Annotated in this window: 11 protein-coding genes and 1 tRNA gene; 3 read left to right on the top strand and 9 right to left on the bottom strand. The window is 62.0% G+C overall.

The window, feature by feature from the left end; all coding sequences use genetic code 11:
- Positions 1-164 precede the first annotated feature (164 nt).
- The 9 genes from ACH2AT_RS05990 to ACH2AT_RS06030 form a co-directional block, all read right to left on the bottom strand.
- Positions 165-1,373, bottom strand: coding sequence for a BTAD domain-containing putative transcriptional regulator (locus ACH2AT_RS05990; protein ID WP_394964319.1), 1,209 nt, complete (start codon positions 1,371-1,373; stop codon positions 165-167).
- Between the two features lie 24 nt (positions 1,374-1,397).
- On the bottom strand, positions 1,398-2,468 hold the full coding sequence (locus ACH2AT_RS05995) for a type IV pilus twitching motility protein PilT (protein ID WP_394964320.1): 1,071 nt from the start codon (positions 2,466-2,468) through the stop codon (positions 1,398-1,400).
- A 21-nt stretch (positions 2,469-2,489) separates the two neighbouring features.
- Positions 2,490-2,909, bottom strand: a complete 420-nt coding sequence (locus tag ACH2AT_RS06000) for a hypothetical protein (protein ID WP_394964322.1) — start codon at positions 2,907-2,909, stop codon at positions 2,490-2,492.
- 23 nt (positions 2,910-2,932) lie between these two features.
- Positions 2,933-3,340 (bottom strand): hypothetical protein, encoded by a 408-nt coding sequence (locus ACH2AT_RS06005; protein WP_394964324.1) that lies wholly within the window; start codon positions 3,338-3,340, stop codon positions 2,933-2,935.
- Complete coding sequence (locus ACH2AT_RS06010; protein ID WP_394964326.1) at positions 3,337-3,804, bottom strand: DUF4860 domain-containing protein; 468 nt, start codon at positions 3,802-3,804, stop codon at positions 3,337-3,339. Before ACH2AT_RS06010 ends, ACH2AT_RS06005 begins: the two co-directional genes overlap by 4 nt.
- Positions 3,805-3,842: 38 nt before the next feature.
- On the bottom strand, positions 3,843-4,169 hold the full coding sequence (locus tag ACH2AT_RS06015; protein ID WP_394964328.1) for a hypothetical protein: 327 nt from the start codon (positions 4,167-4,169) through the stop codon (positions 3,843-3,845).
- Between the two features lie 10 nt (positions 4,170-4,179).
- The gene (locus ACH2AT_RS06020; RefSeq protein ID WP_394964330.1) at positions 4,180-5,223 is read right to left on the bottom strand and encodes a type II secretion system F family protein; all 1,044 of its coding nucleotides are present in this window, start codon (positions 5,221-5,223) and stop codon (positions 4,180-4,182) included.
- Between the two features lie 47 nt (positions 5,224-5,270).
- On the bottom strand, positions 5,271-6,203 hold the full coding sequence (locus ACH2AT_RS06025; protein WP_394964332.1) for a transglutaminase-like domain-containing protein: 933 nt from the start codon (positions 6,201-6,203) through the stop codon (positions 5,271-5,273).
- Positions 6,204-6,359: 156 nt separating this feature from the next.
- Positions 6,360-9,497: an EAL domain-containing protein gene (locus ACH2AT_RS06030; RefSeq protein WP_394964334.1), complete on the bottom strand. Its 3,138-nt coding sequence runs from the start codon at positions 9,495-9,497 to the stop codon at positions 6,360-6,362.
- A gap of 625 nt (positions 9,498-10,122) precedes the next feature.
- On the opposite strand from ACH2AT_RS06030, the gene ACH2AT_RS06035 reads away from it, so the two are divergent.
- The 3 genes from ACH2AT_RS06035 to ACH2AT_RS06045 all read left to right on the top strand — a co-directional run bounded on the left by ACH2AT_RS06035 (position 10,123) and on the right by ACH2AT_RS06045 (position 13,812).
- Complete coding sequence (locus tag ACH2AT_RS06035) at positions 10,123-13,182, top strand: AAA domain-containing protein (protein ID WP_394964336.1); 3,060 nt, start codon at positions 10,123-10,125, stop codon at positions 13,180-13,182.
- A gap of 266 nt (positions 13,183-13,448) precedes the next feature.
- Positions 13,449-13,676 (top strand): helix-turn-helix domain-containing protein, encoded by a 228-nt coding sequence (locus ACH2AT_RS06040; protein WP_394964338.1) that lies wholly within the window; start codon positions 13,449-13,451, stop codon positions 13,674-13,676.
- Positions 13,677-13,734: 58 nt separating this feature from the next.
- A tRNA-Glu gene (locus ACH2AT_RS06045) sits at positions 13,735-13,812 on the top strand.
- Positions 13,813-14,229: the final 417 nt, after the last annotated feature.

The raw sequence follows: 14,229 nt of genomic DNA on the forward strand, positions 1-14,229 counted from the left end.
TCCGGAATGAATCTTATTATTTAAATGGCAAGGAGATGGTTTTTTCATAAATTCATCCAAATGCAAAAGAGGAATTTCGGCGTTTTTTACGTTCCGTTTTCCTCCTTTTCGCGTCTGCGAAGGCTTCTGCCGCGCTTTTGCGGCCGAAGCCTGCTTTTCTGCCCTCACACAACGGGCTGAGGCAGGCTGGCGGAAATGTCGATGCGCACGTTGGAACTGAGGCCGCAGGCCCGCCAGCCATTGAGCAGCCGCTCGGCCACCACGCCGCTGTCGCCCGGCTGGCGCACCAAGAGCATGAGCACATACTGGTCGCGGCTGTAGCGGCTGAACACGTCGCCTTTGCGCAGGGTGTTCTCGATGATCCCCCGCAATTGCAGCATCACCTGTGCATTCTCCTGCTTGCTCATGGCCTGGCCGCCGGTGCTCTGCAGGCCCACCAGCAGAAGCACCACCGTATTATCCAGCCTGGCGGCGCTGCACACCATCATATGGTACATGTGCTTGAACGCTTCGTAAGGGCAGAAATAGGCGCCGCGGATGGGCCGTTCATCCCGGGCAGCCTCGTCCAGGTCTTTCTGGATCTGATGGATGTCGTCCACCGCATTGGTGCCCTCGCCGGCCCAGCGGAAGATGCTTTGCAGTTCCGGCCCCGGCGCTTCGCCGGTTTTGTCCAGAAACATGTTGGCGATGATGGGATAATGGCTGAGGATCGTGGTTTTCATGTTCAGCTGTTTGAGGGCGGAGAAATGCCGCAGATAGATCTCCTCGCTGAGGGGCTCCAGCAGCAGGGCGCGGCCGCAGATGTCCACCACTTCCTGGGCGCTGCCGCGCTGGTTTTCCGCCAGCAGAAGGTCGCAGGCACGCAGCACAGCCGACAGATACTTCTGGCTCAGGGCGCTGGCCTTGGGCAGCACCCACCGCCGCCCGGCAAGGCTGGGCAGAAAATCGCCAGAATACCGGTCTAAAAAGGCGCGGCAGAACTCCAGCTGGCGCTTGGGCTCTTTCTCGGAGCAGCCCTGCCGGTAAATGGCGTTGAGGGCCTGCACGTCCAGCTGGACCGGCGTGCCGGGGTCCCAGCAGTATTCCCGGTTCCTTTTTATAATACAGGCGGCGGGCAGGCCCGCCTCGGCCAGGCTCTTGCGCAGAGAATAGACGACGTTTTTCAGCGCGCCGGCGGGGTTCTCCACCTCGCCGTCCTCCCACAGGGCCTCGCAGATCCGCTCGTTGGTGATGGGTTCATCCATGTTCAAAAGAAGGAAGGCGAGCAGTTCCCACGGCTTGTTGATCCGGGCGCCCTGCTCCAGCAGGATCCTGTCCCCCGCTTTGACGCACAGCCCGCCCAGGGTTTTTACTTGAAGGAGCGCGTCGTTCATCGTTGTTCCTCCCCTCGTGCCCGGTCAAAGCGTGGCCAGGGCGGCCAGCCGCTTTTCCATGGCTTCGTAATGGATGCTAAAGGTGAGCGCGGTCTCCCGGGTGATGCGCTGCTGCTGCACCAGCCGCAGAAGGCTGGCGTCCATGGTGCGCATGCCCTCCGCCGCGCCGGCCTGGATGGCCGCGTCGATCTGGTGGGTCTTGGCCTCCCGGATGAGGTTGCGGATGGCGGTGTTGGAATACATCACTTCAAAGGCCACCGTCTGGCCGCCGTCCACGGTGGGCACCAGCTGCTGGCTGATGACTGCCTGCAGCACCATGCTCAGCTGGATGCGCACCTGATTCTGCTGGCCGGCGGGGAACACGTCCACGATGCGGTCCACCGTGCTGGCGGCGCCGGTGGTGTGCAAAGTGCTGAACAGCAGCTGGCCGGTCTCGGCGGCGGTCATGGCCACCTCGATGGTCTCCCGGTCACGCATTTCGCCCAGGAGGATGATGTCCGGGCTTTCCCGCAGGGCGCTGCGCAGCGCCGCCAGATAGCTTGGGGAATCGCTGCCGATCTCCCTCTGGGTCACGATGCTCCTGCCGTGGCGGTGGATGTACTCAATGGGGTCCTCCATGGTGATGATGTGGCCTTCCCGCCGGTGGTTGATGCGGTCGATCATGCAGGCCAGCGTGGTGGATTTGCCGCTGCCCGCCGGGCCGGTGACCAGCACCAGCCCCTTCATCCGGTCGGCGGCGGCCAGCACCGCTTCGGGGATGGACAGCGCCGCCGGGTCTGGCAGGCCGAAACGGATGACCCGCAGCACCACCGCCAGCGATCCCCGCTGGTGCAGCACACTGGCCCGGAAGCGGCCCATCTCACGGATGGCGAAGGAGAAGTCGTCGTCGGCGTCGCCGGCGGCCACCCGGGCCGTGTTCCGGCCGCAGAGGGCATAAATGGCCTGTACGATGGCCCCGGTGTCCTCGGGCAAGAGAGGCTCGCCCTCCCGGCGCTGCCGCCCGCTGATCTTATAGGTCAGCGGCAGGCCGGCGACCACGAAAATGTCCGAAGCGCCCAGGTCCAGCGCCCGCTTGAGAATGCCGGTGATCTCCATGCTTGCTCTCCTCCCCTTCTGTCAGAAACTTCCGTCCCACAGGTCCAGGCTCTCGTCCGCCTGCCATTCCTGGCTCAACCGCCAGGAGTCGATGCGCCAGCCGCCGTCCTTTGCAAGGACGAGGCGCACTGTCAGGCGGCGGCCTTCCTCCCCTTCTATCACGGCCTCCAAAACGCCCTGTCCGTCCGCCGCAATGCCGCCGGGCAGGCTCGTGCCCTCTGCCAGGGCCCCGTCCACCTGAGCCAGCCAGCGCCACGCCTCGTTTTCACATTCCGCGTCCAGTTCAAAGCGCTCCATCGCCCGCTGCGCCAGAGCCAGGTCCGCCCGGGCGGTGGAGAAAGCCAGCACCGCCAGCACCGCCAGGCACACCGCCGCCACGGCGATCAGCAGCGTCAACGCGCCGGAACGCACCGGCATGTGGGCGTGTTCTTTATACCGCATGGGGCTTCCTCCCTCCCGGCCGGTCAATCCGGCCAGTAGCGCACAAATTCAAAATCGCAGAGTTCCCCGCCCCCAGCGGCGCGCACCGCAAGGTGCAGGGTGACGGTGCGGCCCGCCGTATGGGGCCGCTCCGTCAGTTCCATGGAAAGGCGGTAGGTCTCGCCGCTGGGGCCGGTGCGCTCCACCTCGCCCTTCGCGGCGTCCCCTTCGTCCAGGCCCGCAAGGCGCAAAAAGTCCGCCTCGTCCGCGGCGGCATAGAACTCTTCGCTCACATTCTGCACCAGCCGCTGGGCGTCGGTAAGGCGGCGGGCCTCCAGCGCCTGCGCGCGGGCCGCGCTGAACAGCTGGGCCAGCACCGCGGTCAGCCCCAGCAGGAACACCGTGAGCAGCAGGCATTCCACATAAAACGCCATGGATCTGCGCCGGTTCATGCCGCACCTCCTTCGGCGCTTCGCAGCGCCGCGTCAGCGGTCTTGCCATCCACCGTGAGGCGAAGAAGGGCAGGGGCGGCCCACTGGGCGGTGAACTCCCGCGCCGGGGCCAGCGGCTGGGCGGCGGCGGGGTCGGTGGCTGCATCGGCGGCGCAGAACTGCTCCACCAGCCAGCCGTCCGCCAGGTAGATGCGGAACTCATAGCCGCTTTCCGGTTCGGTCAAAACCAGCATGTCCCCCTCGGGGCCGCTGCTCAACCGCACCGCGCCGGCGGCGTCTCCCGAGCGCACCCGGGTGATGAGGCTGCCCAAAGCGGCCCTGCCCTGTTCGTTGGCGCTCCGGCTGGCCTCCAGCCGGCCATAGAGCCCGGCCCCCAGGGCGGTGAGCCAGAGGATGCACCCCAGCATCAGCGCGAACAGCGCCAGGGAAAAGGCCGGTGTCGCCCGGCCGGATGAGCGGCGCATGGGACGCCCTCCTTTCACGCAGCGGCCCGCGGGGCCGGTCATTTTTGCAGCACGGTGACCTGCGGCGGCAGATTGGAGGCAAAGGCCTCATAGGCCACGATGTAGCGGTCATGGTTGATCTGCAGGCCGTAATGGTCGGTGAGATAATTCAAATCTTCGGGGTAATAGCCTTCCACCGCATAGCACTGAACGGCGCTGCGCAGCACGGCCTTCTTCAGGGCCTCCGCTCCCTGGCTGCCCAGGTCGGCGCCCACGCGGCCCAACCCCCAGGCGCAGCCCAAAGCAAGCGCCGTCGCCAGCGTCAGCGCCGCCAGCGCGCGGCGCAGCAGCCGGCCGGGAGTAAGGGACGTTCTGTCATGATACATAAGCGCCTCCTTATCCCACCGTGCCCAGGATGCCGATGAGCGGCAGCATCACCGACAGCAGGGTGACGCCCACCGCCACGGTGAGGAACGCCGAGATCGCGGGCTCCACCATGTCCACCACCCGGTCCAGTTCGTCGTCCGCGTCCTGGGTGAAGAGGCTGGTGAGGCGGGCCAGCACCTGCTCGATCTTGCCGCTGCGCTCGCCGCTGAGCAGCATCCGGGCATAAAGGGGCTCGAAAAGCTTCTGGTCGTGCACCGCCGCGGCAAGGCCGGACCCCTGGGCCATCTGGGCCCGGGCGGCGGTGATGGACGCGCGCAGCCCGGTGTGGTCCGCCATGCCCTCGGCGGCCTCCATGGAGGCGTCGGCGTCCAGGCCGCTGGCAATGAAGATGTCCAGCGCGCCCGCAAGACGCGCCACCGCCAGTTTGCGGCTGGCAGCGGCGGTGAGGGGCAGCCGCTGGAACACATGGCTCAACCGGGCGCGGCCCGCAGCGGTGCGGCCCATCGCCGCGCCCGCCGCCACCAGCACGGCCAGCACCAGCGTGGCCGCCAGCGCCCCGCCGCCCACCCAGTAGGCCAGGCGGATGTAGCCGTAGCTGCTGGTGGCGATGTCGCCCACCAGGCCCTCGTACACACCGGTGAACACCGGCAGCACCCAGGCCAGCAGCACCGCCAGGATGGCGGCCATCAGGCCCAGCAGCACCGCGGGATAGACCACGGCGCTGCGCAGTTTCTTTTGCAGGCGCGCCTGCGAAGCATAGTACCGGGCAAGGCTGTTCAGCACCGCCTCGGTGCGGCCCGCCTTTTCGCCGGCGGCGATCATGCGCACGGCATAGCCGGGCAGCGCGCCGGTCTGTTCCACCGCGGAGGACAGGCTCTCGCCCAGCAGCAGGGCCTTCTGCATGGTGCGGGCGGCCTCCCTGAAGGGGCCCGCCGCGCTGTCTTCGCCGAGCAGGCCGGAGGCCTCGTCCGGCTGGATGCCCGCGCCCAGCAGCAAAGCCAGATTCTCGCACAGGGCGCTCACCGCCAGCGCGTCAAGTTCCCGTTTTGCCATGATGCCTCTTCCTTTCCCATGTGATGCGCCGGCCACGGGGCCCGCAGTCAATAGGTCTTGTAGTCCCGGTAGTTGCTGCCGTTGCCGATGAATCCGGCGTCGGCGCCGCCCGCGGCGAAGGTCAGGTCCACCCGGGTCCAGGTCTTGCGGTCCACCTCGATCTTGACGGTGATCCAGCCGGTCTCCTCCAGCCAGATCATGTTCCAGGCATGATAGAGGTCGTTGGGCGCCACATAGCCGGTGATGACCTTGGTGGGCACCCCCTGGCTGCGGAGCATGGCGGCGGCCAGCACCGCGTAGTCGATGCAGATGCCCTTGCCGGTGGCCAGGGTCTCATCCGCGTCGGAGAGATAGCCTGTGCCGATGGTCTCGGCCTTGGGGGTGTCGTAGGCGATGTGCTCCACGATGTAGGCATAGACGGCGGACACCATGCCCGCCTCGTCCGCCGCGCCCGCCGCCAGCTGCCCCGCCAGCGTCACGCAGTCGTCGCCGGCGGCGTAGTTCACGTAGCAGCTGGGCCGCAGGAACGGCTCCAGTTCGCTGGCCAGCTGCACCTGCTCGGTGCGGGCGTACTTTTCGCTGTATTGGGTGCCGGCCACGTTCTCCATCACCCGGAAGGTGTATTCCCCGTCGCCGCTTTGCAGCGGGCAGGCGATGGGGGAGCCGTCGCCTGGCAGGTCGTAGTTGTATTTCACGTCCCCGAACGCCACCTGGAACTTCAGGCGTTTTTCGCTCACGGCGCTCACCGCCACATAGCCCTGGGCCAGGTGGCTGGTGTCCAGCAGGCAGTCGTTTTCGCCGGTGGCGGCAGCCGCGTCAAAGGCCGACTCCGCCATGGGCGGGGCCTGATAACCGCCGGCCTGCCCCACCGGCTCCGCCGTTCCCTGGGCCGGGGCAGAAGGGGTTGGGGCGCCGCCCGCGCCGCAGGCGGAAAACAGCGCGCAGACCGCCAGCAGCGCGCACAGCCATCGACGCTGCATCCCCTTCCCCCCTTTTCCTGCGGGGCACATGCCGCCCCGCACGCTCGCTCTACTGTTAATTATATCGGCCCTGACCAAAAAGTAAAGCAGAGTATAAGCGGGCAGGCCCGCCGCTGCGCGGCGGGCCTGCTTTGTTCCGGCCGGGCGAGTAACGCATCACCGGCGGGACTTTGCCTCCGGGCCGTCCGCATGGAAAATGCGGTACTGGTTTTTGCCGCGGCGCTTGGCCTCGTAGAGGGCCGCGTCCGCGTTGGCCAGCAGGACGTCGTAGCCGTCTCCATGGTCCGGGAAGAGAGAGGCGCCGATGCTGCCCATGATCTGGTAATGGATGTTCCCGTTGCGGTAGGGATTGCGGAACAGGGTGCAAAGCCGCTCCAGGCGGTTTTTCAGCACTTCCCGGTTCACGTTGGAGACGAACACCACGAATTCGTCGCCGCCGTAGCGGGCCACCACGTCGGAGTGGCGGAACACGCTCTGGATGCGCTGGGCGATGCAGCGCAGGATGTCATCGCCCACCATGTGCCCCAGGGCGTCGTTGGCTTTTTTGAAGTCGTCCACGTCAATGAAGATCAGCGCCCCGCAGGCGATCTTGCCCTTTGTGAGCCGCTCGTGGACGTTGCGCTCGAAGTAAGTCCGGTTGTACAGGCCGGTCAGGCCGTCCCGGTTGGCCTGCTCCTTCCAGCGGTCCAGCTCGTTGCGCCAGTTCGCGGTGTTCACCAGAACGCCCTCGATCACCGCGCCGTTCTCGCTCTCCGCCCGCTGCAGGTGCAGTTCCATCCACTCGTACCCGCCGTCGGACACACAAACGCGCACCGTGCCCTCCACCCAGGGGATCTCATCCCGGGCGCAGCGGCCCATCATATCCAGGAAGTCCTCTTCATCGTTCTCGTTCAGGATCTCGGAGCTGCGCAAAAAGGCGATGGCGTCGGGGAATTCCGTTCTTCCCTCCATCACCGGCGAGAAAGCCGCCGAAAAGCTGATGCTGCCCGCGTCCGGCCGGTAGCGGAAGGTGACGATGCTGCTCTGTTTTTTGTCTTCGCGCCGCTCGGAAGCCTGGGGCGAGAGCAGGGCGCCCTCGGGGTCCACGCACCTCAGCCGCCCGTTCTCCCAGGCGGCGCTTTCAAACTCCGCCGCCGGCATCGGCCGGAAGAACACATACCCCTGCACGGTGTCGCAGGCGGCGTGGCGAAGGTGGCGCACCTGCTCCATGTTTTCCACGCCTTCGGCCACGGTGTTGATGTGCAGCTTGCCGGCCATCTTCATGATGGATTCCACCACGCAGCGGCCCCGGTGCGAGTCGTTGTCGCCCACAAAGAAGCTGCGGTCCAGCTTGATGGCGTCCACGTTCAACTGGTTGAGCATGCCCAGCGAAGAATAGCCGGAGCCGAAGTCATCCAGCGAGCAGCCAAAGCCCGCCTCGTGCATCCGGTCGATGAGCCGGCGCACGCCCTGGGGGTCGTCCAGCAGGATGGTCTCGGTGAGCTCGAACTCGATGAGGCCCCGGTCCACCTTGTATTTGTCGCGGATGGTCTGGCATTTTTCCAGGAAATCCGGCGAGCCCAGGTTCTGGCGGGAGAGATTCACCGACACCGCGCACAGTTCCCTGCCCTGCTGTTTCCAGCGGGCCAGGTCGCGGCAGACCTGTTCAAAGACGAACTGGTCGATGCGGGTGACGAAGCGGTACTTTTCCAGCACCGGGATGAACACCGACGGGGGGATCATGCCCCGCTTGGGGTGCTGCCAGCGGATGAGCGCCTCGGCGCCGGAGACCCGCCGGTCCTCCAGGCGGACCTTGGGCTGGTAATACACCTTGAAGTCGCCGGCCCGCAGCGAGGCGTCCAGCCAGTTGATCATTTCTTTTTCTTCCAGCTGGGCCTGCTGCCAGGCGGCGTCGTAGAAGGTGCAGCCCCCGTGCATCTTATCGCCAATCTTGCGCGCGGTGCTGCTGCGCTCTTCCATGGCGGTCACGTCGGTCTCGCCGGGCCGGGCCGTATCCGCGCCGAAGCGAAGCTCCAGATAATAGGGGTTTTCCCGGTTCGCGTTGAATGCGTTGACTTTCTTATACATCTCCTGCAGCCGATGCTCGATCTCTTCCTTGTCCTGCCCCTCCAGCAGCATATAGAACAGGTCGGCGGAGGCGCGGGTGATAAGCTCGCCCGGGCGCAGGCAGCTTTTCAGCGTGTTGTAGAGATAGCGCAGGGTGCGGTTGCCCTCTTCGATGCCATAGATGTTGTTCACCAGCTTGAAGCCCTGCATGTCCGCGGAGACAAGGGTGTAGTCGCTGCTCTTTTCCAGCATCGCCGCCGCGTCGTAGCGGAAGCGGGCGTCGCTTTTGCCGCCGGTGAGCGGGTCCACGAAGGCCATGTGTTCAAGGCTCGCCTGATAGCGCCGGCGGAGGACGGTCATGGTGATGAGCACACCGCCGAACACGATGCCCAGCAGCAGGGTGAGCCAAAGGTTCTCGGTCACCAGCGGGTCGATGGTCTTGCCCAGCAGGTCTGCGGGGATGATGGTGAGCACGTACCAGTCGTTGGCCACCAGCGGGATGTAGCTCACCAGCACCGCCGCGCCGCCTTTTTCGATCCTTGCCACGCCGGGCCGGCCCGCGTGGATGTCATCATACATCTGGCCGAACTGGGCGCGCTCCTCTTCCGTGCCGTTCATCCAGGCGTCCTGCAGAAGGGTGGACATCTCGCTGTCGTCGCCCTCGGCCAGCAGTTCGCCGTCCCGGGTGATGACGCGGGAGGTGCCCTCGCCGCTGAAGCTCTGGGTGGAGAGCATGCCGGTGAGCAGGCTGGCGTTCTTGACGCCCAGCAGCACCTGGTCCCCCGTCGCCTCGCCGGCGGAGTAGTAGACGCCCAGTTCCGGCTCGTGGGACATGATCAGCTGGGTGGCGCCGGCATGCACCATATCGTCGCCCGCCAGCGTGGAGCAGCGCTCCCTGATCCACGCCTTGGCTTCCTCCGCATTGGCCGCCAGATACAGCTCGTCAAACCCGGATACCGACGCCTTGCGCGCCAAAAATTCCGGCAGCGCCTCCTCGTCCAGAAGCACGGCGCTGTCCCGGATGATGTTCATGCTTTCCATTGATTGGGAGATGCGGCTGTCCACCAGGGTCGCGATCTGGTCCGAAACATCCAGCAGCCAGTTCCTGGTGCGCTGCGCGGTGGCGTTCCGGATCGCAAAGCCGTTCGCCAGAAACAGCGTGCCGGTCACCAGGATCGCGATGCTCAGACCCAGCATCGTCAGGAGCATGCCCTTACGGTACTGATTGATGGTCTGTTCGTGTTTCATCCTATTCACCGTCCACAAATGCGGGGGAAAACACCCGCGTCAAATCTGCAATCCTTTCTTATTTTATCACACAAAGCCCTCTATGACAACATTGCTTCTTTGCGACGGCGCGGCAGGACCGCATGCGAAAAGGGCTGCATCCAGAGGCCGCCCGCGAGACGCCGCGCAGGCCGTTTCAGAAAATGTTTCCCTCTGCTGCTTTAAAGACGTAGAATATGAAGCTTTTATGAGATCGCTCCAACAACAATATGTAAAGGCCTTATAAAATGACATGCGTGCACACTTATTATCCAGCTAAACCCTAAAGCGACAGATCGTTGAAGCCCCCGGATATACAACGCCAAATATCGCTGTAAAGCTGTTTTTCGTCGGTTGTGTACAACTATACAATAGCCTGCGATGACTTTTTGGTACTGGCTTAGCGGGTTTTTGTATGCGTGTTGGATAACGGGGGGATACCATTGAAAAAAGACTCTTCGGACAATGAGATCGGCACATCTTTGATGACCACTGTCGGATAAGCTGGATCGCGGGAATTATAGCATGCAAGATGAGAAATAATTGACAATTCGCCATACTTCAGCCATGATAGAAGAAAGAGCCCCCGACAAGCGAGGTGAAGCCGTTGACCAGTGTTTGCAGAGCCATTTTCAAAGCTATCCATGAGGGGAAATGGCTAAGTGTCGAGTATAAAAACAAAAGCGGGCAGACCACCAAGTATTGGCTGGCCATAAAATCCCTTGCGCCCCGAACGGGGCAGATGGTTGTGGAAGGCCTGCACCTAGGGAAACTGTCGGTACAGGAACTCTATGTGCGGATGGAGGGCATTCAGTCAGCGGAAGTGATCGACGGCTCCTGGTACCCCATCAATGAGAAGCTCGTGCAAGACATTTTGAAAAATCCCCGCCGTTATGAGCCGTGGTTTGGAAACACCACCAATCTGCGGGTCTTGGAGTATCTGACGCTCTGCAACAAGCTGGACACGACTCCCTACAAAACGGAGTACGCATTGATCCATCAGCTGGATGAGGACAGCTTTTGCGATGGCGAGCTTTCCTTGACGGAAGAACAATTCGCCGGAATCGTGCAGAACTTCCAGCGTAAAACCGAACAAAAGGCTGAAGGAAAGCCTATACAGATTCGACAGCTGGCACTGAACCTATTGAGCGTGGAAACACCCCGGGGACTGTACGTGCTGGCCTATCGCCCCCTTGCGCTGGATGTGACAAAGCGCAGCCTCCGTGTCATCGATGAGGCAGTAATCTGCCGGGAATTCACCTTGGATGGGGTCAAGATCAGTGCGCACTCCTTCCTGGATGCGGAAGACTACGATCTGCTGGATGACTTCGAGCATAATGCGGAGCAAATCAAAGACTGTATCACACGCACCAGCTGCCAGCGGCACGGTGTGAATGATATGCCCTATCTGGTGGCGATCGGCTGGGATTGCCTGGTGGACTTGGAAAGGGAATACAAAGGGATCACAGCCATGTTTGAATCCACGGACGGCGAAGGCCCCACCGCGCCCATTCGTGCCTTTTTTGGCGAGATGACCGCCCGCCCCCGCCGGAAAAAGTCATTCCCGCTGGCCCTGATCAACGGACGGGCTAACCTGGACCAGTTGCTGGCCATCAACAATGCCATGCGCTATCCATTGGCCTATGTTCAAGGTCCGCCAGGTACAGGGAAAACCAGCACCATCGTTAGTACCATGACCACGGCTTTCTTTCATGAACGTACAGTGCTGTTTGCTTCCTACAACAACCATCCGATCAACGGCGTGGTGGAGAAACTGCAAGCTCTCACCTATCGGGGAAAGACGATCCCCTTCCCGCTGGTGCGGCTGGGCAACCGGGAATGCGTGAAGAAGGCGCTTCGCTCCATCCGCAAGATGTACGAAGACTGCAAGAAGATCACCATCTACGAAAAGACCCTGGACCGCAACCACACCGAGCGCGCCGAACGTGCGCGCCGTCTCACCGACCTGCTGGAGCGTTACGACACCATCCTGGACCTGCAGGAGCGCAAGGAGACGATCCAGCGCCTGCTGGAAGCGCGCAGCCACATGAACTTCCAGTACGAGCTGCAGGCAGGGCAGCTGCCACAGGTAGAGGCGGAGCTCAAGCGCTGCGGAACAGTGACCACCGCAGACGCCTTGGCGTTGCTGGACCAGAACACCGAGGACTTTTTGAAGTATCTATACTATACTTCCGCAAAGTATATTCGCCGACTGGGAGAACCCAAAAACAGCGATCTTCTGGAATTGGTCAACAGCGACGAAAACGACCCGGAGGTCATCGTGGCCTTCAACAAATACCTCTCCAAAACCGAGAACCTGAAAAAATTCCTGCGCATCTTCCCCTTCGTTGCCACCACCTGCATTTCGGCCCAGCGCCTGGGTGACCCGGAGCCAACCTTCGACATGGTTATCATGGACGAGGCCAGCCAGTGCAACACGGCGGTCTCGCTGGTGCCCATTCTGCGCGGGGAATCGCTGATGCTGGTGGGGGACCCTCAGCAGCTTCAACCGGTCATTCTTCTGGACCCCCACGACAACGAGGTGCTGCGCCGCCGCTATCATGTGAGCGAGGAGTACGACTACATTCAGAACTCCATTTACAAGTGCTTCCTGGCGTGTGATGCCGTCAGCGACGAGGTATTGCTGCGCTACCATTATCGCTGCGATCCCAAGATCATCGGCTTCAACAACAAAAAATACTATAACCGGAAGCTCAAAGTGGCCAGTGAAGGCAGCAGCAAGCACCCGCTGGTTTTTGTGGATGTTCCAAACGACACCAGCAACGACAAAAACGTTGCCCCGGCGGAAGTGGCTGCCATCGATCGTTATCTGACCCGTAACCCGGACCGCTCGGTAGGGATCATCACACCCTTCACGAACCAACGGGAACAGATCGAGCAGATGTTGGAGGAGCACGGGCACAAAAACGCCAGCTGCGGCACAGTGCACGCCTTCCAGGGCGACGAAAAGGACGTTGTTCTGTTTTCTCTGGCCTTGACCGACAAAACCAGCCCAAAGACCTACAGCTGGCTGCGAAACAACAAGGAACTGATCAACGTGGCCACTTCACGGGCGCGGGAACAGCTGATCGTGTTATCCAGCAGTAAGGAACTGGAGCGGCTACACGCCAACGAATCGGACGACGACCTTTACGATCTGTATCGGTATGTGCGCACCAGCGGTGTGTCCGAGGTGGCGCCGAAACCTGCGGCGTCCCGCGCTCTGGGCATCAAGCCCTACAGCACAAAAACTGAGGCCGCCTTTCTGGAAAACCTCAATCATGCCCTGGACAATGTGTTCGTTGCCGGCAGCCGCTGCGTGGTGCGCCGGGAAGTAGCCATCGCTCATGTGTTCCAGGACAACCCAAGCGCCATCGACCTGTTCTACACCGGGCGCTTCGACTTTGTGGTATACCAGAGAGAGGGACGGCAGTATACGCCGGTGTTGGCCATTGAGCTGGATGGCCGCGAACACCGGGACGACCCCGTGGTACAGGCAAGGGATGCGAAGAAAGCTCGCATCTGCCAGGAGCACGGGTTTGAACTTATCCGCGTTGACAACACCTATGCCCGTCGTTACCATTACATCAAAGAGATTTTGATCCATTACTTTGATGGGAAACCCTCTGGCGGGCGGGATCATACATGCGCGTCCGAAAGCGGGTGAACCACCGGTACAGTAGACAAAACAGAATTTGGGCATATAATAGAGACAGAAACCAAACGAAGCGGCGCTTCGGGAAAGGAAAACACCATGATCCGTTTCTTCCTGTATTATGAAGAGCGTTATGAAGCCTGCGCGGAATACGCGCGCGGTCTGTTTCGTGCGCCTTCATGGGGAGAGAGCCGGGGTCGTTGAGGGATTCCTCCAACGAAAAAAACCGCTTGCCATGGAAGGCAGGCGGTTATTTTTTTCGATTGGAGGGAAAGAAAATGCCAACTGTGGATATGGTGCGTACCGGGCAAAACATCAATCGTCTCCGCAAGCAAACGGGGCTTTCCACCGCGGACCTTCAGGCGGCGCTGGGGCTCGCTTCACCCCGCGCCATCTTCAAATGGCAGCGCGGCGATTGCCTGCCGACCGTGGACAACCTGGTCGTGCTGGCGGCGCTGTTCGGCGTGCGGATCGACGATATTCTGGCGATCGACGCGGCGGGATAACGCCGCAAAACCGGTTTCTGATCCAGGCAGAGCGTCAAAGGCGTCCTGCCTGTTCTATGGCCCCTTAGTCAAGTTGGTGCAAGACACCGGCCTCTCAAGCCGGAGGCGCTGGGTTCGAATCCCGCAGGGGTCACCATAGCGGGAGTCCGTTGCTGGCGATGGTTCCCAATCGAGTAGGAGGCGGTGATTAGCCGCCGTCCTCTCACACCACCGTGCGTACCGTTCGGTACACGGCGGTTTCAATAGTTGACGTGCAGAGACTGATAGGCTGTGGCTAAATCATAAAAGCCCCAGTTTATCAGTCTTTCTTTCGTTAGCGCTCTTTGTACGACTCCGCTTCCCGCCATCCTCCAATAGGCTTTTCTGCTGTATGCTCCCTCGCAGGCCACCCACTCCGGCAGCCCTAGTCCTATCAGTTTCCGTTTGCGTGTCCTCGGCAGTTTCCACTGCTTCCAGATACACATCCGTATCCGACGGTATGCCCTCCATCCACATACTGCTCCAAATATACATATCTTTTACCTTGCTGAGGTAGCAGATTTTACACGACGCA

Source organism: Candidatus Allofournierella excrementigallinarum, from assembly GCF_944388085.1.
GTDB classification, from domain to species: domain Bacteria; phylum Bacillota; class Clostridia; order Oscillospirales; family Ruminococcaceae; genus Allofournierella_A; species Allofournierella_A excrementigallinarum.